22 protein-coding genes are annotated in these 25,392 nt (G+C 68.9%); 3 read left to right on the top strand and 19 right to left on the bottom strand.

The features are described from left to right. Nucleotides 1-9: 9 nt before the first annotated feature. From ABD164_RS12075 to ABD164_RS12115, 9 genes are all read right to left on the bottom strand, one after another. Nucleotides 10-1,380 carry an FAD-dependent oxidoreductase gene (locus ABD164_RS12075; protein ID WP_344296442.1) on the bottom strand — a complete coding sequence of 457 codons (1,371 nt, stop codon included), beginning with the start codon at nt 1,378-1,380 and terminating at the stop codon, nt 10-12. Then, a complete protein-coding gene (locus ABD164_RS12080) occupies nt 1,380-1,628 on the bottom strand; it encodes a 2Fe-2S iron-sulfur cluster-binding protein (protein ID WP_344296443.1) in 249 nt (82 codons plus the stop codon). The genes ABD164_RS12075 and ABD164_RS12080 overlap by 1 nt, the downstream gene beginning before the upstream one ends. Next, on the bottom strand, nt 1,625-2,782 hold the full coding sequence (locus ABD164_RS12085; RefSeq protein ID WP_344296445.1) for an NAD(P)/FAD-dependent oxidoreductase: 1,158 nt from the start codon (nt 2,780-2,782) through the stop codon (nt 1,625-1,627). Before ABD164_RS12085 ends, ABD164_RS12080 begins: the two co-directional genes overlap by 4 nt. Nucleotides 2,783-2,807: 25 nt before the next feature. Continuing rightward, entirely contained in the window at nt 2,808-3,518 is a 711-nt protein-coding gene (locus ABD164_RS12090; protein ID WP_344296447.1) for an ABC transporter ATP-binding protein, read from the bottom strand. Beyond that, entirely contained in the window at nt 3,515-4,354 is an 840-nt protein-coding gene (locus ABD164_RS12095) for an ABC transporter ATP-binding protein (RefSeq protein WP_344296448.1), read from the bottom strand. The genes ABD164_RS12090 and ABD164_RS12095 overlap by 4 nt, the downstream gene beginning before the upstream one ends. Then, a complete protein-coding gene (locus ABD164_RS12100) occupies nt 4,351-5,529 on the bottom strand; it encodes an ABC transporter permease subunit (protein ID WP_344296449.1) in 1,179 nt (392 codons plus the stop codon). Before ABD164_RS12100 ends, ABD164_RS12095 begins: the two co-directional genes overlap by 4 nt. Nucleotide 5,530: 1 nt before the next feature. After that, on the bottom strand, nt 5,531-6,418 hold the full coding sequence (locus ABD164_RS12105) for a branched-chain amino acid ABC transporter permease (protein WP_344296518.1): 888 nt from the start codon (nt 6,416-6,418) through the stop codon (nt 5,531-5,533). Between the two features lie 65 nt (nt 6,419-6,483). Then, nucleotides 6,484-7,665 (bottom strand): branched-chain amino acid ABC transporter substrate-binding protein, encoded by a 1,182-nt coding sequence (locus ABD164_RS12110; RefSeq protein ID WP_344296450.1) that lies wholly within the window; start codon nt 7,663-7,665, stop codon nt 6,484-6,486. Nucleotides 7,666-7,809: 144 nt separating this feature from the next. Beyond that, the gene (locus ABD164_RS12115; RefSeq protein ID WP_344296452.1) at nt 7,810-8,475 is read right to left on the bottom strand and encodes a GntR family transcriptional regulator; all 666 of its coding nucleotides are present in this window, start codon (nt 8,473-8,475) and stop codon (nt 7,810-7,812) included. Between the two features lie 167 nt (nt 8,476-8,642). Here ABD164_RS12115 and ABD164_RS12120 point away from each other — a divergent pair, with 167 nt between their 5' ends. Further along, nucleotides 8,643-9,812 (top strand): glutamate--cysteine ligase, encoded by a 1,170-nt coding sequence (locus tag ABD164_RS12120; RefSeq protein WP_344296455.1) that lies wholly within the window; start codon nt 8,643-8,645, stop codon nt 9,810-9,812. Between the two features lie 7 nt (nt 9,813-9,819). Here the strand turns inward: ABD164_RS12120 and ABD164_RS12125 are convergent, their stop codons facing one another. From ABD164_RS12125 to ABD164_RS12145, 5 genes are all read right to left on the bottom strand, one after another. Continuing rightward, complete coding sequence (locus ABD164_RS12125) at nt 9,820-11,253, bottom strand: GH1 family beta-glucosidase (protein WP_344296457.1); 1,434 nt, start codon at nt 11,251-11,253, stop codon at nt 9,820-9,822. Further along, nucleotides 11,250-12,836, bottom strand: a complete 1,587-nt coding sequence (ffh, locus tag ABD164_RS12130; protein WP_344296459.1) for a signal recognition particle protein — start codon at nt 12,834-12,836, stop codon at nt 11,250-11,252. Before ffh ends, ABD164_RS12125 begins: the two co-directional genes overlap by 4 nt. Nucleotides 12,837-12,849: 13 nt before the next feature. Beyond that, nucleotides 12,850-13,329: a hypothetical protein gene (locus ABD164_RS12135; RefSeq protein ID WP_344296461.1), complete on the bottom strand. Its 480-nt coding sequence runs from the start codon at nt 13,327-13,329 to the stop codon at nt 12,850-12,852. Nucleotides 13,330-13,339: 10 nt separating this feature from the next. Continuing rightward, nucleotides 13,340-14,215, bottom strand: coding sequence for a signal recognition particle-docking protein FtsY (ftsY, locus tag ABD164_RS12140; RefSeq protein ID WP_344296462.1), 876 nt, complete (start codon nt 14,213-14,215; stop codon nt 13,340-13,342). A gap of 115 nt (nt 14,216-14,330) precedes the next feature. Continuing rightward, nucleotides 14,331-16,826, bottom strand: coding sequence for a LuxR C-terminal-related transcriptional regulator (locus tag ABD164_RS12145; protein WP_344296464.1), 2,496 nt, complete (start codon nt 16,824-16,826; stop codon nt 14,331-14,333). A gap of 153 nt (nt 16,827-16,979) precedes the next feature. Between ABD164_RS12145 and ABD164_RS12150 the strand changes: the two genes are divergently transcribed. After that, complete coding sequence (locus tag ABD164_RS12150; protein ID WP_344296466.1) at nt 16,980-18,053, top strand: class I SAM-dependent methyltransferase; 1,074 nt, start codon at nt 16,980-16,982, stop codon at nt 18,051-18,053. Between the two features lie 84 nt (nt 18,054-18,137). Here the strand turns inward: ABD164_RS12150 and smc are convergent, their stop codons facing one another. Next, on the bottom strand, nt 18,138-21,662 hold the full coding sequence (gene smc, locus ABD164_RS12155) for a chromosome segregation protein SMC (RefSeq protein ID WP_344296468.1): 3,525 nt from the start codon (nt 21,660-21,662) through the stop codon (nt 18,138-18,140). Between the two features lie 172 nt (nt 21,663-21,834). Here smc and ABD164_RS12160 point away from each other — a divergent pair, with 172 nt between their 5' ends. Continuing rightward, nucleotides 21,835-22,905 carry a GNAT family N-acetyltransferase gene (locus tag ABD164_RS12160; RefSeq protein WP_344296469.1) on the top strand — a complete coding sequence of 357 codons (1,071 nt, stop codon included), beginning with the start codon at nt 21,835-21,837 and terminating at the stop codon, nt 22,903-22,905. A gap of 21 nt (nt 22,906-22,926) precedes the next feature. Here the strand turns inward: ABD164_RS12160 and mutM are convergent, their stop codons facing one another. The 4 genes from mutM to ABD164_RS12180 are packed head-to-tail and all read right to left on the bottom strand — an operon-like array spanning nt 22,927 to nt 25,384. Then, nucleotides 22,927-23,865: a bifunctional DNA-formamidopyrimidine glycosylase/DNA-(apurinic or apyrimidinic site) lyase gene (mutM, locus tag ABD164_RS12165; RefSeq protein ID WP_344296472.1), complete on the bottom strand. Its 939-nt coding sequence runs from the start codon at nt 23,863-23,865 to the stop codon at nt 22,927-22,929. Nucleotide 23,866: 1 nt separating this feature from the next. Further along, the gene (rnc, locus tag ABD164_RS12170) at nt 23,867-24,580 is read right to left on the bottom strand and encodes a ribonuclease III (RefSeq protein WP_425545945.1); all 714 of its coding nucleotides are present in this window, start codon (nt 24,578-24,580) and stop codon (nt 23,867-23,869) included. Between the two features lie 28 nt (nt 24,581-24,608). Beyond that, nucleotides 24,609-24,812 carry a 50S ribosomal protein L32 gene (gene rpmF / locus ABD164_RS12175; protein WP_022887809.1) on the bottom strand — a complete coding sequence of 68 codons (204 nt, stop codon included), beginning with the start codon at nt 24,810-24,812 and terminating at the stop codon, nt 24,609-24,611. Nucleotides 24,813-24,814: 2 nt separating this feature from the next. Next, a complete protein-coding gene (locus tag ABD164_RS12180) occupies nt 24,815-25,384 on the bottom strand; it encodes a YceD family protein (RefSeq protein WP_344296474.1) in 570 nt (189 codons plus the stop codon). Between the last annotated feature and the right edge of the window lie 8 nt (nt 25,385-25,392).

The following is a 25,392-nucleotide window of genomic DNA, read 5'->3' on the forward strand; positions in this document are numbered from 1 at the left end:
AAGCGACGTTCAGCCCTCGCGTGCGGCGATCTCGCCCAACCGCACGGGCGCGAGCAGCGGACGACGCTCGAACCCGCCGTCGACCGGGCCCCCCGCGTCGGCGACGATCGCCTCGATGGCCCGGCCGCAGGTGCGCGCCTGGCACGGTCCGAGCCCTGCGCGCGTCGCCAGCCGCAACGCGCGCAGCGGCACATCGGCACGTTCGGCGATCGCCCGCTTCGTGACGGCCTCGCACCGGCACACGATCGTGTCGTCGTCGAGCCACGCCGTCCAGCCCGGGCGGATGCCATGCGCCGTCTCGAGCCGGCGCGCGAAGCCGCGCATCCGCGCGCGCGTAGCGACGGGCTCCCTCAGCCGTGGATCATGGAGCGGCACGCCGGCCGCCGAGAACCCCGCGATCGAACCCTCGGCGAGCGCGGCGTCGGCACCGCCGATGCCGGTGAGCTCGCCGGCCGCGTAGACGCCCGCCCTGGTCGTCAGCTGCCGGTCGTCGACCACGACGAACCGGCCACGCCGGCCGCCTGCGACCGCGCAGCCGAGCATGATCGCCGCCTCCAGCCGCGGCGTGAAGCCGTGGCCGAGCGCGACGGCATCACAGTCGATCTCGCGCTCGGTGCCGGCGATCGGCCGCCACTCGGCGTCGAGCGACGCCACGACCGCGCCCTCGACACGTTCGTCGCCGAGCACTCGGACGACCCCGCTGCCCATGCGGTAGGGGATGCGGTGACGCGCGAGTGCGCCGATGTACTCGGCGAGCTCGCCGGCCTTGCCGGCGAGCTGCCACGGTCTGGGCAGCCAGCCGCGCGCGAGCGATCCGGTTCGGGATGCCTCGTGCACGCCCACGACCGTGGAGCCCACGAGTGCGAGCGACTGCGCGACGGGCAGCAGGAACGGGCCGGCCCCGGCGACGAGGGTGCGACGCCCGACCGACACACCGTCGCGCTTCGCGAGGGCCTGCGCTGCGCCCGCCGTGATCACGCCCGGCAGAGTCCAGCCAGGCACCGGGAGCGCGAGGTCGTGCGCCCCTGTGGCCACGACCAGGGCGTCGGCCTCGATGTCTACGGCACGTCGATCCGGAGCATCCGCCCCGCCGACGAAGGCACGCAGGACGGCGCCGGGCGCGCCGTCAGCGCGCCGCTCAGCTGACCACACGGCGGCCCCCGAATGCACGCGCGCACGCCCGAGCGCGTCGCGCAGACGCTCGAACCGCGCGAAACCGTGCTGCATGCGTGGGTCGGTGATGCCCGGCTGATGCCGCCAGAACTGCCCGCCGAGCAGGCCGCCTTCGTCGAACAGAGTCACCTCGGCGCCCGCCGCGAGTGCGGCCTCCGCCGCCGCGAGGCCGGCCGGTCCGCCGCCCAGGATCGCGACGTGGGTCATCAGCGCACCTCCCGCTCGACCAGGTCTCCGTCGACCGCCTGGCGCTGACATGCCCGCACCCCTTCGACACCGTTCACGGTGACCAGGCAATCGTGACAGATGCCGATGCCGCAGAACACCCCGCGCTCGCCGTGCTGTGCGCCCCGCCACGCGACGCATCCGGCGCCGAGCAGCACCCCGGCGATGGTCTGGCCGTCGCGACCGATGACCTGCTCGTCGTCGACGATGATGGTGATCGGGTCGTTCATGCGACCGCCCCGAGGCCCTTGCGTCCGGGTAGGAACGGCGTCGGGTCGAGCTCCGTCGGCGCGCCGAGCACCGCGTGGGCGATGAGTTCGGCGGTCGCCGGCGCAAGGCCGATGCCCGCCCCCTCGTGCCCGGTTGCGTGGTACAGCCCGGCGAGACGGGGGTCTTCGCCGATCACCGGCAGGTGATCCGGTGCGTACGGCCGAAACCCGAAGTAGGTGCGCAGCAGCGTGATGCCGGCCAGGAACGGGAACAGCCTGATCGCCTTCGCGGCGATCGCGGTCGTCGGGCCGACACCGGGGTGGTCGTCGAAGCCGACGCGCTCGCGGCTCGAACCGATGAGCACGGTGCCCCCGGGCGTGGATTCCACGACGGTCGAGGTCTGCAACGCGGCATCCCCTGACCCGACGGCGCCCACGTAGTCGGCGTCATACACCTTGTGGAACACCCGCTGCGGCATCGGCGTCGTGACGAGGATCACACCCCGTCGTGGGCGGATGGCGAGGGGGGCGCCGAGCCGCTCGGCGACCTGGCCGGCCCACGGCCCTGCGCAGTTGACGACCGCGTCGACGTCGATCGGCCCCGCCGTGGTCTCGAGCACCGCGACGCGGCCGCGCGCCGTGCGTGCGCCCGTGACGTCTGCGACGACGAGCCGCGCGCCGCGCCGCACCGCGGTCGCCAACAGCGCCTGCGTCGTGTTGGAAGGTTGAAGCTGGGCGTCGTCGGGATAGTGGATCGCGAGCGCGACCTCTGGCGAGAGGTGCGGTTCGGCGGCAAGCAGTTGATCTGCGTCGAGCACCTCGGCCCTGATGCCGATCTCGCGCTGGGTCGCCGCGAACCGGCGAAGCGGCTCCTCACCACCCCGGAAGGCGACCACGACGCCGCCCTTCGCCTCGAACTCGGTCGCGGGCTGCCCGTCGGCTCGCCCCTCGTCGAGCCGCGCGGCGAGCGCACGCCAGCGTGCGTTGGAGTGGATCGCGAGGTCGGCCTCGGGACCGGGCTGCTTGTCGCTCACGAGGAGGTTCCCCTCACATCGGCTCGAGGTCTCAGCGGCCACGCCGACCCGATCGACGACGACCACCTCTGCGCCACGCTCGGCGAGTTCGAGGGCACACGCCGCTCCGATGATGCCGGCGCCGATCACCGCGATCCGCATCGAATTCCCATCTCCACTTCGCGCTTCATGCTCCCAGATATGCCTCGACGACGCGTGGATCCTTTGCCAGTTCGGCGGCAGTCCCCGAGAGCGTCACCTCGCCGGTCTCGACCACGTACGCCCGGTGCGCCACCTTGAGGGCGGCCCGGGCGTTCTGCTCGACGAGCAGCACGGTCGTGCCGTGGGTATTCACCGCCGAGATGATGTCCATGACCTGCTTGACGATGAGGGGCGCAAGCCCCATCGACGGTTCGTCGAGCAGCAGCAGCTTCGGGCCGCCGATGATGGCCCGGCCGATCGCGACCATCTGCTGCTCGCCCCCTGAGAGCGTGCCGCCCTGCTGTCGTCGTCGCTCGGCGAGGCGCGGCATGAGCTCGTAGACCTGGTCGAGTCGCTGGTCGATCAATCGCTTGTCGCGCACCGTGTAGCCGCCGAGCAACAGGTTCTCGTGCACGGTCATCGTCGAGAAGATGCGCCGACCCTCAGGAACGTGGATCAAGCCCGCCGACACGATGTCCCACGGCTTCGCGGTGGTGAGATCGAGGTCGTTCCAGCGAGCCGCGCCTGAGCGGGGCCGCACCAGCCCCGACAGCATGTTCATCGTCGTGGACTTGCCCGCGCCGTTGTTCCCGAGCAGGCACACGATCTCGCCCTCTTCGACGCGGAAGCTCAGGTGCCGCAGGGCATGCACCCGACCGTAGTAGACATCGGCCTGGTCGACTTCGAGCGAACTCATCGCGCCTCCTCCTCGACCCCGAGGTACGCCTCGATGACCAGTGGATCGCGGGCGATCTGCTCGGGCGTGCCGTCGGCGATCTCCTTGCCGTAGTTCAACACCACGATGCGCTCCGCCAGCTTCATCACGAGCCCCATGTCGTGTTCGATCAGCACGACCGCGACCCCGAGGTCGCGGATGCGACGGATCAGCGCCATGAGCGCCTGCTTCTCATTGAAGTTGAGGCCGGCGGCCGGCTCGTCGAGCAGCAGCAGTTGCGGACTCGTGGCCAGCGCCCTCGCGATCTCGACGCGTCGCTGCTCGCCGTACGGCAATTGTGTGACGTAGAGATGCTCGCTGCCCTGATAGCCGACGAAGTCGAGCCATCCGCGTGCTTCGCGCACACACGCCTCCTCGGCGCGACGGTACCCCGGCGTATGCAGCAGCGTCGACCAGAACCCCTCCCGAAGGCGCGCGTGCAATGCGGTCTTCACGTTGTCGAGCACTGACATCTCGCGGAACAGCCGTAGGTTCTGAAAGGTGCGGGCCATGCCCCACTTCGTCACGCGCGAGGGAAGCACCCGGAAGAACCCGAAGCTCTGCAACAACGGCACGAGGCGCAGCGCGTGCCAGAAGTCGGGAGCCGGGCGCACGATGTTGCGGCCGTCGAAACGCACCGAACCCGACGTCGGCAGGTAGAAACCCGAGATGCAGTTGAACGCGCTCGTCTTGCCCGCCCCATTGGGACCGATCACTGCGAGGATCTCTGCGGCATGCACCTCGAAGCTGAGCCCGTCGACGGCCTTCACGCCACCGAATTGCAGGCGCAGGTCGCTGACCTCGAGCAGCGCGCTCATGATCGATCCCCTTCGTGAACATCGGCGTGCGGAACGCCGTCGACCGACTCCATGACGCTCGCCTCGACGGACGAGATCGAATCAGTGAACGCAGGTGGTGTCGGGCGGTTGCGCTTCAGCCACGGCAGCACCGCCGTTGCCGGCCACAGCCCTGCCGGGCGGAACAGCATGACGACGACCAGCAGCACGCCGAAGATGAGGTAGCGCCACTCGGCGAAGTCGCGCAGCAGCTCCGGTGCGAGTGAGACGAACAGCGCACCGATGATCACGCCGGGCGTCGACCCCATGCCACCGAGCACGACCGCCATGAGGATCAACGCCGAGTAGAGGAACTGGAAGCTATTGGGACTGATCGCCGACAGGTGCGTCGCCATGAGCTGGCCGGCCATGCCCGCCCAGACCGCGCCGATGATGTATGCCGAGATCTTCGCGATGTAGGTGTTGATGCCCATCGCCTCTGCAGCGTCCTCATCGTCGCGAACGGCCTTCCAGGCGCGGCCGAGCTTGCCCTTCGCGAGCCGTCCGGCGCCGATCACGCCGACCACGATCACGACCGCGGCGACGAAGTAGTAGAACACCACGCGCTCTGGGAACTCGATGCCGAACAGGTTGAACCCGTCGTTGAAGCTCCAGCCGCCGAAGTCCCAGCTGGGAATGCCGTGGATGCCCGAAGGTCCCCCGGTGATCTCGAGGTTGTTCGCGGTGATGCGAATGATCTCGCCGAATCCGAGCGTGACGATCGCGAGGTAGTCACTGCGCAGCCGCAGGGTCGGGGCGCCGATGATGACACCCGCGATGATGCAGGCGAGCACGGTGGCGGGCAGCGCCGCCCACATCGGCCACCCGAGCACGGTCGTGAAGATGCCCGAGACATAGGCTCCGACGGCGAAGAACGCGATGTACCCGAGGTCGAGCAGCCCTGCGTAGCCCACGACCACGTTGAGACCCATGCACAGCATGATGTAGATCAGCGCGCTCGTCGCGATCGACATCGTGTACAGCGACGCGTCGAGGAACGGCAGCACGGCGATGACGAGCACCGAGACGAGTCCGAGTGCGAGCATGAAGCCGCGCTGCGAAGTGAACACCCCGCGAGGCTGGGGCTGCCGCTCGAAGAGCGGTGCGGGTGCCCGCAGCGACATGTCCTTCAGCGCGACGTCGAGTCGGAGCGCCATGTCACATCCTCTCCACGACGCGAGCGCCGAGCAGGCCGGTGGGTTTGAAAGTGAGGAACAGGATGAGGAACGCGAACGCGAAGACGTCGCGCCACTCGCCCCCGAACCACGCAGAGCCGAACGATTCGAGCAGTCCGAGCAGGAGGCCCCCGAGCATGGCGCCGTAGAGGTTGCCGATGCCGCCGATCACAGCGGCGGTGAACGCCTTCAATCCGATGATGAAGCCCATCAGGAAGTCGATCGATCCGTAGTACGCCCCGGCCATGACGCCCGCTGCGCCGGCGAGGGATGACCCGATGAAGAACACGATCGAGATGACGCGGTTCACATTGACGCCCATGAGCTGGGCACCCTGGGGGTCGAGGGCGATCGCGCGCATCGCGCGTCCCTGCCTCGTGCGTTCGACGATGTGCGCGAGCACGAGCATGAGCGCCGCCGCGATGACCACGAGCACGATCTGCGATGCCGTGACCCGCACACCCGCGACGTCGAAGCCCGACGATTCGAGGCGAATCGGGAAGGCCTCGGGATTTGGCCCGAAGATCTGGCGCACCCCGTATTCGAGCGTGAACGACACGCCGATCGCGGTGATGAGCACGGCGAGCCGTGGGCTCTTGCGGAGTGGTCGGTACGCGACGCGTTCGATGCCGACGCCGATGAGTCCGGTCGTCACCATCGACAACAGCAGGATGACCAGCAGCAGCGGGATCGACGTCTCGTTCGAGATGCCGAACGCCGAGAGCGTGAAGAACCCGACGAAGGCGCCGAGCATGTAGATGTCGCCGTGCGCGAAGTTCAGCAGCTTGATGATGCCGTAGACCATGCTGTAGCCGAGCGCGACGAGTGCGTAGAACGAGCCGACGATGAGGCCGTTCCAGATGAGCTGCATCACGAGTGATGGAGTCCTTTCGTGAGGAACAGGGCGGGGCGCATGCGCGCCCCCGCCCGCTCGCATCAGCCCTGCAGATCGTCCTTGAGCACGAAGGCGCCGCTGTCGGGGTCGATCGACACGATCACGAACCCGCCGCCCGAGAGCGTGTGGTCGTCGGTGAACGTCAGCGGACCCGCGAAGGTGTCGAAGTCCGCCAGGCCTTCGAGACCGCCGACGACCGAGTCGAATTCCGTGCTGCCGGCGTCGTCGATCGCCTGCGCCATCACGCGCACCGCGTCGTACGACTGGGTCGAGTACGGCCCCGGAGCGTCACCGGCCAGCTCCGTGTAGGCGGCGATCCATGCATCGGCGCCGTCGATCATGTCGGGTGTCTGCGTGAAGGTGCCGACGACGTTCTCGGTGTAGCCCTGGCCGGCGATCTCGGCGAACTTGGCGTCGACCGATCCGTCGGCGACCATGAGCACACCGGTGAAGCCGGCGTCGGTCGCCTGACGCGCGATGAGCCCGCCCTCCTGGTAGTAACCGGTCCAGTAGGCGAGGTCGGGCTTCACGTCTGCGAGCTGTGTCGCGACCGCCGAATAGTCGTTCTCACCCGGCGTCACCGTGGCAGTTACCTCTACGGTGAGACCTGCCTCCGTCGCCTGCGTCGTGAATGCGTCGGCGAGGTCGGCCGAGTAGCTCGTGGCGTCATCGATGACGGCGACGCGGGTCGCTCCGATCTGCTCGGCGTACTGCACGGCCGCGGCGGCCTGCTGATCGCCGGTGCCGTTGATGAGGAAGACACCGGGCAGCCCCTGATCGACGAGCTCGTTCGAGTTCGCAGCGGGGATCACCATCGGAATACCGGCTTCGTCGAAGATCGGCAGTGTGGGCAGAGTAGCGCCCGAGCAGTAGCCGCCGACCGAGGCGACGATGCCATCGGTGACGAGCTTGTTGGCCCCCGAGACCGCGGTGGTCGCGTCGCACGCGTCGTCTTCGACGACGAGCTCGAGCTGGCGTCCGAGCACACCGCCCGCTTCGTTGATCTCGTTCACGGCGAGCTGGGCGCCGTTCTCCATGTACGAGCCGAATGCGGATTCGCTGCCCGAGAACGGCGCGAGCATGCCGAACTTGATCGGCCCGTCACCGGAATCGGCACTGTCGCCGCCGGCAAGACCACTCGAACAACCCGCCGTGAGCGCGAGCACGCTCGCGGCGACGGCGACCTGGAGAAGGCGGCTGCGACGTCTGGATCCGAACTGCATGTGGGACTCTCCTCGTATGCGACACTGCATGGGCCGCCGAGTGGCGGTACGTGACATATTACACATGACGCGCCGCGACACAAGAGCTACGCAGGTTGCGAACGCAACGCGCGACGCGGTTCCAGGCGAGGTCGTTCGCCGAGGTCAGCCCACCTCGTCGCGCCCGCTCCAGACGCCCTCGACGTGCCCGATATGGCGTCGCATGAGCGCCTCCGCAGCCGCTCCGTCACCGGCGATGAGCAGTGAGAGGAGTTCCTCGTGCTCGAGCGACGACTGAGTGAGCGCGTCTGTGCCCGCAACCTTGACGAGACCGATGAGCCGCGTCTGCGCGCGAAGTTCACGCACGACCGCAACGAGATGCCGGTTGCCCGTCAGCTCGAGCAGCGACAGGTGGAACGCGGTGTCGGCCTCGAGATAGTCCTGGAATCGCTGCTCACGGGCTGCCTGCACAATCTCGTCGGCCAGCACGTGCAGCCGCTCGGCGACATCGCCGGGAACCCGGCCGGCGATCTGCTGCATGGGCGGCGCCTCGAGCAGCACACGAACCTCGCCGAGCTGATGGAGTTCATCGGGTGAGACTTCGGTCACGCGGAAGCCGCGATTGCGGATCGGGCTGAGGAACCCTCGCCTCGCGAGATTGAGCATCGCCTCGCGCACCGGCGTAGCACTGACTCCGAACTCCGCAGCGAGTGTCGGGACGGTGAGCACTGCGCCCGGGGCGAACTCCCCGGCGACGATACGTGATGCGAGGGCGCGCTCGACTTGCTCGCGAAGGCTCACGACCTCGAGAAGCTTGGTCGGCTGGATCATCGCGCACTGCCCGGGTGATGTGTCATGCGGCACAGCGTACCGCCAACGCCGCACGGCATCGAGGCGCATCGCCGCACGTCTCCCAGTGACACCAACTCTCCACGCAGCGCCGCGCTCGTGCCATGATGTCCCCACATCGGCTCGCGCAGAGGGAACGGGGGCTCGTCATGTCCATCGAGTTCGCGCAGTCGGCGCGCTCCACCGTCGGCATGGAATGGGAGATCGCCATCGTCGATCGCGCCACCGGCGAATTGGCCTCGGTGGCTGATCGGGTGCTCGAGGTGCTCGATGCGGGCAGCACGGGCGAGCATCATCCGTTCATCACCTCCGAACTCCTCACGAACACCGTCGAGCTCGTCAGCGACGTGCACACGACCGTCGCCGCGACGGTGGCCGACATCGAGGGACAGCTCGCCGAGGTGCGGGCCGTCATCGACGAGCTCGGCGACTACGAGCTGATCTGCAGCGGCTCGCACCCGTTCAGCCAGTGGTACCACCAGCAGCTCACCGACAAGGCCCGGTACCACAAGCTCATCGAGCGCACCCGGTGGTGGGGGCGCAACATGATGATCTGGGGCGTGCACGTGCACGTCGGCATCGAAGACCGCGCCAAGGCATTGCCGATCCTCGACGGAATGCTCTCGTACGTGCCGCACCTGCAGGCGCTGAGCGCCTCGAGCCCGTTCTGGGCGGGCGTCGAGACGGGCTACGCCTCCAATCGCGCCCTGATGTTCCAGCAGCTTCCCACCGCGGGGCTTCCCTACCCGCTGGCCGACTGGGCGGCATACGAGCGCTACGTCGACGACCTCATCAGAACCGGCGTCATCGAGGACCACAGCGAGGTGCGATGGGACATCCGGCCGTCGCCGAGGTGGGGCACCGTCGAGGTGCGGGTGTGCGACGGCGTGTCGACCGCCACCGAGATCGGCGCCATCGGCGCGCTCGTGCAGTGTCTCGTCGAATGGATGAGCACCAGGCTCGATGAGGGCGGCACGCTCACCGTGCTGCAGCCCTGGTACCTGCGCGAGAACAAGTGGCGTGCGGCCCGCTACGGCATGGATGCCGAGGTGATCACCGATGTGGCGGGCACTGAGCGCCCGGTCGCGGACGACCTTCGCGAGCTGCTCATCACATTGGCCCCGGTCGCCGAGCGGCTCGGCTGCGCGGCCGAGTTGCAACAGGTGCGCGCCGTGCTCGACGGCGGCGCGAGCTACCAGCGCCAGCTTCAGGTGGCGCACGATGCCGACGGCGACCTCACCGCGGTCGTGGCGCACCTTGCTCGCGAACTCCGCGAGGGTCTTCCACCGATCCGAGGCACCGCCTCGCCGGCGGGCTGACCGGGCTCTACGCAGGAATCGAACGGGTGCGGATCAGCTCGGCGTACCACTTGGCGCTGTCTTTCGGCAGCCGCTCGAGCGTGTCGTAGTCGACGTGCACGATGCCGAAGCGCTTCGAGTAGCCGTAGCCCCACTCGAAGTTGTCGAGCAGCGACCAGACCTGGTACCCGCGCAGGTCGACGCCGCGGGCCATCGCCCGGTGCGCCGCCGTGAAGTGCCGGCGCAGGTAGTCGATGCGTTCGAGGTCGTGCACGGCGGGGCCGTCGGGCGTCTCGGTGACGACGTCGTCGAAGGCGGCGCCGTTCTCGGTGACCATGAGCGGCAGCGCCGGATACGCCTCGTGGAGCGCCACGAGCAGGTCTTCGAGGCCTGACGGGTCGATGTTCCAGCCCATCGCGGTATACGGCCCGGGCTGCACGAGGAACTCGACCTGCTCGGAACCCGGCCAGGGCGTGCCGCCCATGTCTTTATGGCCGTCGGCGTGCGATCGCGGCGAGCGGCCGTCCCACATCTCGACCGTGACCGTGGAGTAGTAGTTGACGCCGAGCAGGTCGATGGACTGGCGGATCAACTCGGTGTCACCCGGTCTCACGAACGACCAGTCGGTGACATCGGCGGTGTCGGCGATGACGTCGGCCGGGTACTCGCCGTCGAGCAGCGGCCCGAGGAACACCCGGTTCGCGAGCCCGTCGATGCGCCGCGCCGCCTCGGCACCGGTCGGACCCGACGGCCGGATCACGTGCAGGTTCAGCGTGATCGAATACCCGGGGTCATTCGTGACGACCGCACGCAACGCGCCGATCGCGAGCCCGTGCGCGAGGTTCAGGTGGTGCACGGCGGCGAGCGCCTTGGCGCCGTCCATGAGCCCGGGGGCGTGCGCGCCCGACCCGTAGCCGAGATACGCGCTGCACCAGGGCTCGTTGAGCGTCGTCCACACGGCGATGCGGTCGCCGAGCCGTTCGCCCACGATGCGGGCGTACTCGGCGAACGCCTCGGCCGTCGCGCGGTTGGCCCAACCCCCCTCGTCTTCGAGCGCCTGGGGAAGGTCCCAGTGGTACAGCGTCGCGATGGGTCGGATGCCCCGGGCGATGAGCCCGTCGACGAGGCGTTCGTAGAACGCCAGTCCCGCCGCGTTGGCGGGACCCCGCCCGCTCGGCTGGATGCGCGGCCAGGCGATCGAGAAGCGGTAGGCCTCGAGCCCGAGCCCGGCCATCAGGTCGAGGTCGTGCTCGAGGCGGTGGTAGTGGTCGTCGGCGACGTCGCCGGTGTCGTCGTTCCAGATCTTGCCCGGCGTGTGGCTGAACGTGTCCCAGATCGACGGGCCGCGACCGTCTTCGGCGACGGCACCCTCGATCTGGTACGAAGCGGTGGCGGAGCCGAACAGGAAGTCGGCGGGGAACTCGAGGCCGGCGTCTCGGTACCCGGCGTCGCCCCTGGTCATCGACCGAGGAACTTCTGCAGCGACGCGAGCTCTTCTTCGGTCGGGGCGTTCTTGGAGCCCTCGCCGGCGCCGAGGCCGAAGCCCGAACCGGCAGGTGCCGAGCCGTGACCGGTGGGAGCAGCGCCCGACGCGATCGCCGCGTTCTCGGCGGCGCGCTTGGCGGGATTGCCCGAACGCGAGCCCGACGACTTCTTCTTGCCCTTCGACGCCTGCCTCTTGCCGCCGCCGTAGCCGCCACCGCCGGGCATCGGACCCATGCCGGGGATCTGCGGCATGCCGCCGCGAGCGACTGTCTTCATCATCTTCGCGGCCTGCTCGAAGCGTTGCACCAGCTGGTTGACGTCGGTGACGGTCATGCCCGACCCCTTCGCGATGCGCAGACGCCGCGAGCCGTTCAGAAGTTTGGTGTTCTTGCGTTCGGCGGCGGTCATCGACTGGATGATCGCCTCGGTGCGCACGATCTCGCGCTCGTCGAAGTTCTCGAGTTGCTGCTTCATGCCGCCCGCACCCGGCAGCATGCCGAGCATTTTCTTTATCGAGCCTGCACCACGCAACTGCTGCATCTGCGCCAGGAAGTCGTCGAGGGTGAACTGCTCGGTGGCGAGCTTCTCGGCGACTTTCAGCGCCTCTTCTTCGTCGAAGGCCTGCTGGGCCTGCTCGATGAGCGTGAGGATGTCACCGAGGTCGAGGATGCGGCTCGCCATGCGGTCGGGGTGGAACGGCTCGAAGTCGTCGAGGCCCTCACCGGTCGACGCGAAGATGATGGGGCGCCCCGTGACCGACGCCACCGAGAGCGCGGCGCCGCCTCGTGCGTCGCCGTCGAGCTTCGACAGCACGACGCCGGTGAAGTCGACGCCCTCTTGGAATGCCTTCGCCGTGGTGACGGCGTCTTGGCCGATCATCGCGTCGATGACGAACAGCACTTCGTCGGGGTTGGTCGCCTTGCGGATGTTCGCGGCCTGCTTCATCATCTCGGCGTCGACGCCGAGGCGGCCGGCGGTGTCGATGATGACGACGTCGTGCTGGGCGCGCTCGGCCTGCTTCACCGCGTCTTTCGCGACGCGCACCGGGTCGCCGACGCCGTTGCCCGGCTCTGGTGCGAACACCGGCACGCCGGCCTGCCCGCCGACCACCTGGAGCTGGTTCACGGCGTTCGGACGCTGCAGGTCGGCGGCGACGAGCATCGGCGTGTGGCCGTCTTTCACGAGCCACTTCGCGAGCTTGCCCGCCAGTGTCGTCTTTCCGGCACCTTGGAGGCCGGCGAGCATGATGACCGTCGGCGGGTTCTTCGCGAACTGCAGGCGGCGCTGCTCGCCGCCCAGGATGCGCACGAGCTCTTCGTTGACGATCTGCACGACCTGCTGGGCCGGGTTCAGCGCCTTGTTCACCTCGTCGCCGAGGGCGCGCTCGCGCACGTGCGCGGTGAACTGCTTGACCACGTCGAGTGACACGTCGGCGTCGAGCAGGGCGCGACGGATCTCACGCACGGTGCCGTCGACGTCTGACGCCGAGAGCTTGCCCTTGGTGCGAAGGTTCTTGAACGTCTCCGCGAGGCGGTCAGACAGGTTTCCGAATGTTGCCATGGTGCCTTCGATTCTAAGCGTCGAACCGCAGGTCGACGATCTCGCGCCCCATGTCGATCGAGGCGACGAGCCGGGCCTCAGTGTCTTCGGGCGCGAGCCCGTACTCGAACTCGGCGAACACGTCGCCGTCGCGATCGGCGTCGGGACGAAGGTCGACCCGCACGAGGCTGAGCGACCGCAGCGCGTCGATCTGCCGATCGCCCGACTCCCGCGTGATGGCCACATCGGCGGCATCGGCCTCGTCGCCGTCGAGAACGGCGGTGAGGAAGTCGGCGACGGGTCCGCGCCCATCGAGCTGGCCGACGAAGACGCTGCGTAGTTCGTCGTCGACGAGCTCGAGCTCGCCGACCATCGTGGCGGCGGCGTCGAGCGCGACCGTGGAGACGAGGTCGGCGTCGGCATCGAGGACGACCTCGACGTCTTGGTCGCCGTACTCTTTGCGTTCGGCCCAGTAGTCGCCGATGAGTCCGAAGTAGTCGTGTTCGATCGACATGCGATACCCCCTAGCCCACGAGTTTCTGTGCGAAGACGTGCGGGGTGAAACCGGTGAGGTCGCCGATTCCCTCGCCCTGGCCGATGAGCTTGATCGGAAGGCCGGTCTTCTCTTGCACGGCGAGCACGAAGCCGCCCTTGGCGCTGCCGTCGAGCTTCGTGAGCACGAGGCCTGTCACTCCCCCATGCTCGATGAACGCCTCGGCCTGCGCGAGCCCGTTCTGGCCGGTGGTCGCGTCGAGCACGAGCAGCACCTCGCTGATGGGCGCCTGCTTCTCGACGACACGCTTGATCTTGCCGAGCTCGTCCATGAGCCCGCCCTTCGTGTGCAGGCGGCCCGCCGTGTCGATGATCACGATCTCGGTGCCGTCCTGCTTCGCCTTGTCGACCGTCTGGAACGCGACCGATGCCGGATCTTGACCCTCGCGCTCGGGGCGCACGATGCCGACGCCGGCACGCTCGGCCCAGGTCGCGAGCTGGTCGACCGCCGCGGCGCGGAACGTGTCGGCGGCGCCGACCACGACCGAGCGGTCGTAACTGCGCAGGAACCGTGCGAACTTGCCGATCGTGGTCGTCTTGCCGACGCCGTTCACGCCGACGACGAGCACGACCGCGGGCCGCTCGGTGAGTTTGAGCGTCGGGTCGTACTTCGACAGCCGCTCTTCGACGTTCTCGCGAAGCATGCGCTGCACATCGCGCGGATCGGTGGTCTTGTAGCGCTCGACCTGCGCCTTGATGGCGTCGACCATCTCTTCGGTGACCGCGGGCCCGAAGTCGGCGCGGATCAGCGCCGACTCGAGGTCTTCCCACGTGTCATCGTCGATCGCCTTCGCCCCGAAGACCCCGCGAAGAGCCGCGCCGAGCGACCAGGATGCGCGTTCTGCCATGCGTCCAGCCTACGGCGCGGGTCGGGTGAGCGGATGCAGGGGCCCGCCCGGTACACCGAGGACTCCGGACTGGCTCATGGGTTGCCGCCCCGCGCCTGCCGCGGGAGCCTCGGGCTCAGCCTTGCCCAACGATGAACGGCTTCACGAGCCCGCGCCGAATGCCCTCTGTCGCGATTTCAACTCGACTTCCGACCCCGAGCTTGTCCTTGATGTGCGCGACATGGACGCTGGCCGTCTTCTTGCTGATGTACAACTCCGTCGCGATCTCACCGTCGGATCGGCCGTCAGCGATCAGGCCGAGCACTTCGAGCTCCCGCGCACTGAGGGCACCGTGGACACGAGCCCGGTGCTTCGCCGGCTCGTGAGACCCGACTTCTGTCGCACGCATCGCGCTGACCGCTTGGTCCAGGACGGAGGAACGGCTCATCACCTCTGCGGTGGCCCACGCGGCGTCGAACGCTGCACGATGCAGAGCCGATCTGGCACGATCTGCCAGGACGTTCCTGGCGGACACCCGCTCGGGATCCCAGTTCATCTCGGTATCCGGCCGGGTTCGGTCGGCGGCGGACAGACAGCGCACTGCCTCCTCGACGTCGCCGACGACGAAGAACCATTGCGCGAGGGCATCGAGGACCATGACCCCGAACCACCAGTTCAGCCGACGACTCAGGTGTGCTGCATCGAGGACGAGCAGGCGCGCCGTGTCGAGTTCGCCCGATGCGAGCCGCGCAGAGGCCAGTTCCGATAGGACTGAGGTGAGCAACTCCGGGTCGCCGATCGTGCGAGCGAGTTCCACGCTTTCGGCGAGCAGCTGCTGGGCGCGCGCGGCGTCCGCCTCGGTCATGGCCAGGTGCCCGAGGTGACCCAGCGTCGTCGCGACGCGGGAGGCGTCGCCGGACTGACGGGCCAGTCTGAGTGCAACTTCGAAATGATCGCGTCCCAGACCATCGTCGCCTCGCCGGTATGCGAGGAGACCGAGTGCAGTAAGCAGGTCCACATGGAGCACGATCCCAGCACTCGCACGGCGTGCGAGCGCGAGCCCTCGCTGCAGCCGTTCATCGGCGGTCGCCAAGTCTCCGCGGTACACATCCGTCAGCCCGAGCGCACACAACGTTTCCGCCATCCCGTCCTCGTCCCCTGCCCGTTCGTACTCGCTCAGCGCTTCGTCCAGGGCCGAGAGCCATCGCTCCGATGAGAGGGCGTGTGTCGAAGCGAGCCGTTGCAACGCCCGTGCGCGGACCCGGCCGAAGACATCCACGCCTGTCACGAGCCCTGCCTCCAGCCAGCGCCGAGCCTCGCTGAGATCCAGATCTCCGATGGCGAGCCAGAATCGACGATCGAGCGCGCCGCCCAGTCGCAGGAGGCGCTCCCCATCGCCGCGCGCGAGCGCGTGGGCGAGGGCGGCGCGGATGTTGTCGCTCTCCACGGCGAGCCGGTGTGACTGCGCCGCCTGCTCGTCTCGTTCCACCACTTCCGCAAGTCCGATGTGGAAATCGAGGTGACTGTCTCTCACTGACATGAGTTCTGCGCCCGTGAGCTGATCCAGGGCGAACTGGCGGATGGTCTCCAACATCCCGAAGCGCACCGAGCCGCTCTCATCCGGTTCGACCTGCAGGAGGCTCTGGTCGACGAGATCACTCAGTTGGTCCAGCACATCGGCGTGCGGCCGGTCGGCGGAACCTGCCAGTACGTCGGCGGCGGCGGCAAGCGTGAAGCCGCCGACGAAGACGCCGAGGCGACTGAGATCATGTTGTTCCACTCGGTCCAGCAGCTCGTAGCTCCACGTGATGGTCGCTTGGACCGTACGCTGCCGATCCGGGACGTCGGTAGGTCCCGTGGCAAGGGCTGGGAGCCGACGATCCAGGCGATGCAGGAGCGCCTCCGCCGAGAGGACCTTCATCCGAGCGGCGGCAAGCTCGATTGCGAGGGGCAGGCCATCGAGGCGGCGACAGATCTCGACGATCGCATGCAGGCTGCGCTCGGTCAGAGCGAAGTCGGGTCGAACCGCCCTGGCGCGCTCGGCGAACAATGCGAGCGATTCGATGCCGCGGGCGATCTCCGTCGAGACCATCGCCTCCGGACCCGCGAGCTCGAGCGGGCTGACCAGATACTCCTGCTCCGCCGCCAGGTGCAGCGGAGTGCGGCTCGTCACCAGCACGCGAAGCGTCGGGCTCGCCGCGAGCAATCGGGCCACATCGGGGCTGGCGCTCACGATGTGCTCGAAGTTGTCGAGGATGAGCAGGGTCTCTGGCCTTCCAAGGCGCTCGGCAACCGCCGTGATGGTCGAGGATCCATCGAACTCGCCGACGCCGATGGCTCGGCCGATCGTCGCCAGCAGGAGCTGCGGTTCACGCAGGCCGGCGAGCTCGACGAAGAAGATGCCGCCCACGAAGCGCTTCGGTGATCGACGCGCAGCCTCGATGGCCAGACGCGTCTTTCCGATCCCACCGGGCCCGGTCAGCGTCAGCAGGCGCGAGTCCGCGAGGAGTCGCTGGACGCGATCGACCTCGCGCCCGCGCCCGACGAAGCTCGTCGTGTCCGCAGGAAGGGCCGACCTGCCCGCTGAGGCTCGCCCGTCTCGTGACTCCCCGACCCCTACTCCGGCGACCATGCCGGCCTCCCTTCGTGGGAGAAGTCCACGCCGGCTTCGACGGACGCCTGTGGAATCTGAGGCGTCCTTAAGGCGCTGCCCGATGCCGACAGTCCTCCTTATCACAAGGCTGGTCCCATCACCAACGAGAACATCAGGAGGAAGGTGGCAGTCATGGACACGCTGGACCGCCCCGTCGTTGACGAGGCTCGACTTCAGGCGCTGGTCGGGAAGGCAATGGGAGACCTCGGCGCAACACTTTCGACAGCGATGATCTCAATCGGCGATCGTCTGGGCCTGTTCAGTGCGCTGGCCACTGGAGCCGCCACCCCTGCCGAACTCGCGGCGCGAACCGGCACTCTCGAGCGCTACGTCCGCGAGTGGCTGGCTGCCGTCGCGGCCGGCGGATACGCGGAATACGACGCGGAGAGCGGCCGATTCTCGCTCAGTCCCGAGCAGCAGATCGCCCTGGCCGACGAGACGAGCCCGTACAGCGTTCTCGGCGGTTTCGAGTCGATCTTGGCGGCCACGCGCGCCGAGCCCATGATCGCCGAGCGCTTCACGACCGGGGAGGGTTACGCATGGGAGAACCACGACGCCCGCCTGTTCGAGGGCGGAGAGCGGTTCTTCGGAGCCATCTACGATGCGCGACTCGTGGCTGCCTGGATCCCGGCACTCGATGGAGTCGACCCCAAGCTCCGCGCCGGGGCCCTCGTGGCCGATGTCGGCTGCGGGCACGGTACATCCACCATCGCGATGGCCCGCGCCTTCCCCGCGTCCACGTTCGTCGGCTATGACAACCACGCGCCATCGATCGCCCGTGCGTCGGACCTGGCGGAGCAGGCCGGTCTGAGCGACCGCGTGCGCTTCGAGACCGCCACCGCGGCCGACTTCCCAGGCGATGGCTACGACCTCGTGGCTCACTTCGACTGCCTCCACGACATGGGTGACCCGCTCGGTGCGGCTCGACGGGTACGACGCGCGCTCAAGCCTGAGGGCACCTGGATGATCGTGGAGCCGCAGGCGCGCGATCGGCTCGAGGAGAACCTCAATCCCGTGGGCCGGCTCTTCTATGGCATGTCCACCCTCATCTGCACACCGCATGCCCTTTCGGAGGGTGGCGAATCCGCGCTCGGGGCACAGGCCGGTGAGGCCCGGATCCGGGCCATTATCGAGGCGGCCGGATTCCGACACATTCGGGTGGCCGCCCAGACCCCGTTCAACCTGGTCTTCGAGGCACGACCGTAACCCCCGGGACCGTATCGATCAGGGTTACCCGAGCAGATCGGCTCGGAGACGAGCGGATGCCGCGACGCGACGCTGCGGCATCCGTCAGCTCGCCTTCGGCTCGCGCTCCTCGCGCACGCGCTGGCCGACGACCGCGGAGACGCCGTCTTGACGCATCGAGACGCCGTACAGTGCGTCGGCGATCTCCATGGTGCGCTTCTGGTGGGTGATGACGATGAGCTGGCTCGAGTCACGCAGATCTTCGAACGTCGAGAGCAGGCGGCCGAGGTTGGCGTCGTCGAGCGCGGCCTCGACCTCGTCCATGATGTAGAACGGGCTCGGCCGGGCCTTGAAGATCGCCATCAACAGCGCGACCGCAGCGAGCGAGCGCTCGCCGCCCGAGAGCAGCGAGAGCCGCTCGATCTTCTTGCCGGCGGGCTTCACGCTCACCTCGATGCCCGTCGTGAGCATGTCGTCGGGATTCGTGAGCGTGATGCTGCCTGCGCCGCCGGGGAAGAGCACCGGGAACACCTCGGCGAAGGCCGCCTGGGTGTCGTCGAACGCGCTGCGGAAGATCGACTCCATCTTGGTGTCGATCTCGTCGATGATCGTGATGAGGTCTTTCCGGGTGTTCGCGAGGTCGGTCAGCTGCTCGCTGAGGAACTGGTGGCGCTGCTCGAGGGCAGCGAACTCCTCGAGGGCGAGCGGGTTCACGCGACCGAGCTGCGCGAGCTTGCGCTCGGCTGCGGCGAGGCGCTTCTGCTGCTCGCCGCGCTCGAAGGCCCGAGGCTCGCCGCCCTCGTCTTCGGCCGGGATCTGCTGCTCGGGGCCGTACTCGGCGATGAGCACGTCTTCACTGAGGCCGAGCTCGGACTCGGCGCGCTCGACGAGCCCACCGACGTGCAGCTTCTTCTCGTAGATGCGCAGTTCGAGTCCGTGCACGTCTTCGGTCACAGCGTGCAGGCGCTGCCTGACCGCAGCCTCGTCGCGGCGCACGGCTTGCAGTTCTTCGTTGCGGCTCGCCCGTTCGGCTTCGGCGCGACCCAGGGCGACGCGTGCCTCGGCGACCGACGCGTCGACCGATGCGAGCGCCTGCGGTAGCACATCGGCCACCCGGCGCGCGGCCTCGAGCTGTGCGCGACGGATCACCGCCCGGCGTGCGGCTTCGGCCGCTGCCTGGCGCTCGGCATCGAACTGCGACTGCATCGCCCGGATGCGCGCCTCTTCGGCCCGCACCCGCTCCTTCGCGGTCTCGAGCCTGAGCTTCGCCTCGACCTCGGCCTCGCGTGCCGTCTCGAGCGCCGCGAGCGCGCCCTCGCGAGCCGCAGTGTCGAGTACCGGTCGAGGCGTGGCCCGCACGCGCTCGAGCGCCTGCTTCGCGTCGGCGGCGGCGCGCTCGGCCTCGGCGACACGTTCCTCGGCGTTCGCCGCAGCCTGCCGTAGGCGCTCGGAGTCGGCCTCGGCCGCCTCGGCCTGCACGCGCGCCCGGTTGAGCTGCTCGGTGCGCTGGGCGAGTTGCGCGTCGAACTCCCTCAGCGCCGCGAGGGCGCGCTTGGATTGCTCCTTCGACTGCTCGACGATCTGCCGCTGCTCGGCGAGCTCGAAGCGGCTGCGCTCGATCTCGGTGCGCACCTCTTCGAGGCGCGCCGCCGCGTGGTCGCGCTCGGCGATGAGCTCGATGCGACTCTGCTTCTGCCCCGACCCGCCGCGCAGCACGAACCGGCCGATCACGGTGCCGTCCTTCGTGATCACGGTGGCGGGCCGCGTCGACGCGGCGATCGCCTGTTCGGCAGCTCGGGCCGCGGCGAGATCGTCGGCGATGAGCACCTCGGCGAGCAGTCCCTGCACCCCCGGGGGTGCAGTGACCACGGCCGACGCCGCGGTGAGTCCGTCGAGCTCCGGCAGCGGTTCGGCGACCGCACTCGATGCGACATCGGCGAGGGCCAGCGCGACCCGGCCCAGCTCACCCGTCTCGGCCCGGTCGAGCGCGCGGTACGCCGCCTCGCGGTCGTCGACGAGCACGGCGTCGGCGAGTGAACCGAGCGCGGCGGCGATGGCGGCCTCGTAACCCGGCTGCACCTGCATCGCCTCGGCGAGCAGGCCGCGAACGCCGTCGACACCGGCCGCCACGAGTGCCGCCGAGCCGTCCTTCTGGTCGAGTGCGAGCGACAGGGCCTGCGTGCGCGCTCCGAGCGCGCCATGCTCGCGCTCGCGCCCGTGCAGCTCATCGCGGATGCGTTCGATCTCGGCCTCGGCCTCGAACACCGCGGCCTGTGCGAGCTCGTAGGCCTCGTCGAGGTCGGTCTCGGCGGTCTCGCGGGTGTCGGCGGCGGCCTCGGCCTCGGCCAGCGCAGCGGCGGCGCGCGAGCGGCGCTCGGCCGATGCCTCGAGCGCGTTCTCGTGGCGCAGCACCTCGCCGCGCACGGCCGCGAGCTTGGACGCAGCGGAGTCGGCCTGGCCCGCAAGCTTCGAGAGCTCGAGGTCGTAGGCCGAGACGAGCGCGCTCTGGCGGGCGATGCCCTCGTCGACGGTGTCGAGTTCGGCGCGGCGGCGCATGGTCGCCTCATGTGTGTCGTCGAGGGCGGATGCCGCAGCACCGACGCTCTCGCGGATGTCGTCGAGCTCTGCCGCGGCGCTGTCGATCATCTCGCGGGTGACGCTCGGCGAGGCATCCGTCTCTTCGGAAGCGCTTTCGAGCAGTGCGATGCGCTGCCGGGCGAGTGAATCGAGCGACCGCAGGTTGCCCTGCGCCTGCTCGAGCGCGAAGCTCGTCGACCGCGCCCGGTCGACGTCGTCGCCCGACTGCGCCGCCTCGAGCCGCGTGACCTTGGCCTGGTGCCGCTCGAGCTGGTCTTGCAGTCCCAGCCGCTCGGCGTGGCGTTCATGCTCGCTGCGGCCGTGCGCGTCGAGGGCGCGGCGCAGGCCCACGACCTCATCGGCGAGCAACCGTGCCCGGGCATCGCGCACGACGGCGGCGATCGTGGCGGCCTCGCGGGCGACCTCGGCCTGGCGCCCGAGCGGCTTCAGCTGGCGACGGATCTCGCCAGCGAGGTCGGAGAGGCGCGTGAGGTTCGCCTGCATGGCATCGAGCTTGCGCAGCGTCTTCTCTTTGCGGCGCCGGTGCTTGAGAATGCCGGCGGCCTCTTCGATGAAGCCGCGCCGGTCTTCTGGGGTGGCACGCAGCACCTGGTCGAGCTGGCCCTGACCGACGATGACGTGCATCTCGCGGCCGAGCCCTGAGTCGCTCAGCAGCTCCTGCACGTCGAGCAGGCGGCACTGCTCGCCGTTGATGGCGTATTCGCTGGCGCCGTTGCGGAACAGCGTGCGCGAGATCGTGACCTCGCTGTACTCGATCGGCAGGGCGCCGTCGCTGTTGTCGATCGTCAGGCTCACCTCGGCGCGGCCGAGCGGACCACGGGTCGACGTGCCCGCGAAGATGACGTCCTCCATCTTGCCGCCGCGCAGCGTCTTGGCGCCCTGTTCGCCCATGACCCAGGCGAGCGCGTCGACGACGTTCGACTTGCCCGACCCGTTGGGGCCGACGATGCAGGTCACGCCCGGTTCGAACGCGAACGAGGTCGGCTGTGCGAAGGACTTGAAGCCCTTGAGCGTCAAGCTCTTGAGGTACACGTCCCACCCTCCCCTGTCCGCGAGAACGCTGCGGACTACGGTAGCCGAGGTTCGGGCGGGCGAAGCGCACGCGCGCCGTGCGCGAACGAAGCCGCCCTTGCCGTGGACCGAGCGCCTCGATAGCCTGAACGGCTGTCCGATCGGCAGCGCACACCGACGTCAGGAGACCACCATGGCGGTCGAGATCCGACCGATCACGATCCCCGACCGGCTCGGCACCCCCGAGTCCGCCGAGTTCGAGCGTTACGCCGAGCTCCAGACCGCCATCGAGGTCGAGCGCTGGGGAGACGACCGGTTCGCCTATACGCCGGCCGAGATGCTCGCGATGTACCGCGACGACCCGTACGAGATCAGGCGGGCCTTCGCCGCGTGGGACGGCGATGCGTGCGTCGGACGTTCGATCACATGGGGCGAGCGCGATGCCGACGCGAAGAGCGGCATCGTCATCGTCGAGGTCGCCGCAACGCACCGCCGTCAGGGAATCGGCAGCAGATTGCTCGACCACGCCGAGGGCGTGATCACCGCCCTCGGAAGAAGCACCAACACAGGGTGGGTCGACTATCGCCTCAGCGACCTCGACCTTCCCGGGCCGCGGCTGTCGGCCCCCGACGGCGACGCCTCGATCCCAGCCGACCTGCCGAGCGTTCGGTTCGCGACCAGCCACGGGTACGTGCTCGGGCAGCTCGAGCGTTCGAGCGCGCTCGAGGTCGGCGGCCGCAACGAGGAGTTCCGCACCGAGTCCGCGCGGCGCGAGGCTGGGGCATCCGACTATCGCCTCGTCGGCTGGATCGACAACGTACCCGGCGCACTCGTCGACAGTTACGCGGCGGCACGCGCACGCATGGTGCTCGACGTGCCCGCCGGCGGCCTGACGATCGATGAGGAGCACTGGGACGCCGATCGCGTGCGCGCGCACGAGTCGCAGGCCACCCGCGGTGGGCGCACCCTGCTCGTGCAGGCCGCCGTCGCCGCCGACGGCTCGATCGCCGGGTACACCGAGCTCGAGCTGCCGCCCGGTAAGCGGGTCGTCTACCAGTCCGACACCCTCGTCGTCGCCGCCCACCGGGGCCACGGCCTCGGCATGCGAATGAAGCTCGCGAACCTCGTGCAACTCGCCGAGGTGGCGCCCGAGCGCACGACGGTCTACACCTGGAATGCCGACGAGAACGAGCACATGCTCGCCATCAACATCGCCCTCGGATTCGAGCCGCACGGCCTCTCGGCCGAGTTCCAGCGCGGCTGAGCGGCTGGGGATCGAGCGCGGTCAGGCGCCCGCCGCCGCCGCGCGCCGCGGCGCGCGCTGCCGCTGACACCGCGGGCACCGGTGCGACGAGCGGTTCATGAATGGCTCGCGCACCATCGGCGTGCCGCACCGCGGGCACGGCAGTCCGGCGCGTCCGTAGGCGTTCAGCGAGTGCACGAAGTAGCCGGATGCCCCGTTGACGTTGACGTATTGGGCGTCGAAGCTCGTGCCGCCCTCGGCGAGTGCCTTGGCGAGCACCTCGCGCACGGCGGCGAGGAGTTCACGTGACCGCCTGGCGCTGATCGACGAGGCCTGCTGCTCGGGATGCATTCGCACCGCCCAGAGCGACTCGTCGGCGTAGATGTTGCCGATGCCGCTGATGACGCCCTGATCGAGCAGCACCCGTTTCACGCCACTCGACCGGCGAGCGAGGGCCGCGACGAACCCGGCATCGGAGAATGCCGGGTCGAGCGGGTCACGCGCGATGTGGGCGACCTGCGTGGGAATGGCGCGCGCCCACTCACCCGTGACGTCGGCCGAGAACCCGGCCACCTCGCCGTCGATCGTCGGCACGAGGCGGTCGACCGCCAGCGAGCCGAAAGTGCGCTGGTCGACGAAGTCGACTCGGAGTTCGCCGTGTTCGGGGTGCTCGAGGTGCAGTCGGATGCGGGCGTGGCGATCGTCGCCCGGGTGGTCGGGCGTGCGCAGCAGGATCTGCCCGCTCATGCCGAGATGGCCCACAATCGCCCGCTCAGCCCCGATCGGCAGCCAGAGGAACTTTCCCCGGCGCACGGCGGCGTCGATGCGCGCGCCGGTGACGAGCGTCTCGAACGCGCCGCTCGTGCGGTCGTGCCGCGTGAGCGCGCGTTCGTCGAGCACATCGGCGGCGGCGATGCGCGCGCCGGTCACCGCCGGAGCGAGCCCCGCGCGAACGACCTCGACCTCGGGAAGCTCGGGCACGTCAGCGGGTGGGGTTGAGGCGGGTCCACGCCTCGAGCGCAGCGGCCATCTCGGCTTGCTTCTTGCTCGAGCCCTCGCCCGAGGCTTCGACGAGGTCGCCGACGGTCACCGTGGCGACGAAGTGCTTGTTGTGATCGGGTCCGCTCTCGACGACCGAGTACGACGGCGGGGGTGCTGCGCGGCGCGCCGCGATCTCTTGGAGGCTCGTCTTCGGGTCCATCGCGGCGCCGAAGCGCGTGGGGTCTTGCATGAGGGGACTGATGAGGCGCAGCACCAGGTCGGTCGCAGCGTCGCCTCCGGCGTCGAGGTAGACCGCGCCGATGATCGCCTCGACCGTGTCGGCGAGGATCGACGGCTTGTCGGCGCCGCCCGTCATCGTCTCTCCGCGACCGAGGCGAACGTAGGGCCCGACGCCGATCGCGCGGCCGACCTCGGCCAGCGCGACACTCGAGACGAGGCTCGCGCGGCGCTTGGCCAGTTCGCCCTCGTCGAGGTCGGGATGGTCGCGGAACAGCTGCACCGTGACCGCCTGCCCGAGGATGGAGTCACCGAGGAACTCGAGGCGCTCGTTCGTCGGGATGCCGCCGTTCTCGTACGCGAACGACCGGTGCGTGAGCGCGAGCAGCAGCAGCGCCGGATCGATCTCGACCTGCAGCGTGCGCTGCAACTCGTCGAGCGTGCGATCTTCAGCCTGCGTGCGCTCCGTTCGCGTCACGACCGGTCGTCGGTGCGTCTCGGGCCGACTAGACGTCGGCGACCTTGCGGCCCTTGTACTCGAGGAAGAGCGGGGTTCCCGCCGAGTCCTCGACGACCTTCGCGCGGTGCGGAAGGCTGTAGGTGACCTTGCCGTTCTCGACGGTCTTGACGAGCGTGGGGACCTCGGCCTTCCACTGCGACCGGCGCGCGTGGGTGTTGGCGCGTGACTTCTTCCGCTTGGGAACAGCCATGACTATCTCTCTTCTCTCTGCTGAGCAGCACCGGATTCGTGCTCCGTGCCGTTGTCTTCGGAAGCCTGCAATCCCGCGAGCGCGGCCCAGCGAGGGTCGCGCTGCTCAGGGGTGACGAGTTCCGGATGATCGGCCAGTCGGAGCCCGGTCTCGGGGTCGAGACCCGGGCAGTCCGGTCGGCACACCGGCTGGAACGGCAGTGACAGCACTACCGCATCTCGGATGAGTGATTCAAGATCCACGTGGTCATCTTGAACCTCATACTCGATGGCTTCTCCAGAATGATACGCGAAAAGCTCTTGGAACTCGACTTGGACCGGCAGCGCGATGTCGATGAGGCACCGCCCGCACTCGCCCTCGGCCGTCGCATCGACCTCGGCGGTGACGAGGACGCCCTCGTGCACCGACTCGAGGCGCACGTCGAGATCGATCTCGGATTCGGGGCGAACCGACACGAGACCCTCGCCCATCGCATCGTCGACGACAACGGTGAGCTGCTCTTCGCGCATCTCGCCCGGACGGTTGACGAGGTCGCGCACGTTCAGTCGGTAGGGAGAATGCTTGATGGCCACGATCGACG

Source organism: Agromyces neolithicus, assembly GCF_039529735.1.
Classification (GTDB): domain Bacteria; phylum Actinomycetota; class Actinomycetes; order Actinomycetales; family Microbacteriaceae; genus Agromyces; species Agromyces neolithicus.

Coding starts and splice junctions, on each gene's coding strand:
- ABD164_RS12075 (WP_344296442.1), bottom strand. CDS start 1,380: ATGACCCACGTCGCGATCCTGGGCGGCGGACCGGCCGGCCTCGCGGCG.
- ABD164_RS12080 (WP_344296443.1), bottom strand. CDS start 1,628: ATGAACGACCCGATCACCATCATCGTCGACGACGAGCAGGTCATCGGT.
- ABD164_RS12085 (WP_344296445.1), bottom strand. CDS start 2,782: ATGCGGATCGCGGTGATCGGCGCCGGCATCATCGGAGCGGCGTGTGCC.
- ABD164_RS12090 (WP_344296447.1), bottom strand. CDS start 3,518: ATGAGTTCGCTCGAAGTCGACCAGGCCGATGTCTACTACGGTCGGGTG.
- ABD164_RS12095 (WP_344296448.1), bottom strand. CDS start 4,354: ATGAGCGCGCTGCTCGAGGTCAGCGACCTGCGCCTGCAATTCGGTGGC.
- ABD164_RS12100 (WP_344296449.1), bottom strand. CDS start 5,529: ATGGCGCTCCGACTCGACGTCGCGCTGAAGGACATGTCGCTGCGGGCA.
- ABD164_RS12105 (WP_344296518.1), bottom strand. CDS start 6,418: ATGCAGCTCATCTGGAACGGCCTCATCGTCGGCTCGTTCTACGCACTC.
- ABD164_RS12110 (WP_344296450.1), bottom strand. CDS start 7,665: ATGCAGTTCGGATCCAGACGTCGCAGCCGCCTTCTCCAGGTCGCCGTC.
- ABD164_RS12115 (WP_344296452.1), bottom strand. CDS start 8,475: ATGATCCAGCCGACCAAGCTTCTCGAGGTCGTGAGCCTTCGCGAGCAA.
- ABD164_RS12120 (WP_344296455.1), top strand. CDS start 8,643: ATGTCCATCGAGTTCGCGCAGTCGGCGCGCTCCACCGTCGGCATGGAA.
- ABD164_RS12125 (WP_344296457.1), bottom strand. CDS start 11,253: ATGACCAGGGGCGACGCCGGGTACCGAGACGCCGGCCTCGAGTTCCCC.
- ffh (WP_344296459.1), bottom strand. CDS start 12,836: ATGGCAACATTCGGAAACCTGTCTGACCGCCTCGCGGAGACGTTCAAG.
- ABD164_RS12135 (WP_344296461.1), bottom strand. CDS start 13,329: ATGTCGATCGAACACGACTACTTCGGACTCATCGGCGACTACTGGGCC.
- ftsY (WP_344296462.1), bottom strand. CDS start 14,215: ATGGCAGAACGCGCATCCTGGTCGCTCGGCGCGGCTCTTCGCGGGGTC.
- ABD164_RS12145 (WP_344296464.1), bottom strand. CDS start 16,826: ATGGTCGCCGGAGTAGGGGTCGGGGAGTCACGAGACGGGCGAGCCTCA.
- ABD164_RS12150 (WP_344296466.1), top strand. CDS start 16,980: ATGGACACGCTGGACCGCCCCGTCGTTGACGAGGCTCGACTTCAGGCG.
- ABD164_RS12160 (WP_344296469.1), top strand. CDS start 21,835: ATGGCGGTCGAGATCCGACCGATCACGATCCCCGACCGGCTCGGCACC.
- rpmF (WP_022887809.1), bottom strand. CDS start 24,812: ATGGCTGTTCCCAAGCGGAAGAAGTCACGCGCCAACACCCACGCGCGC.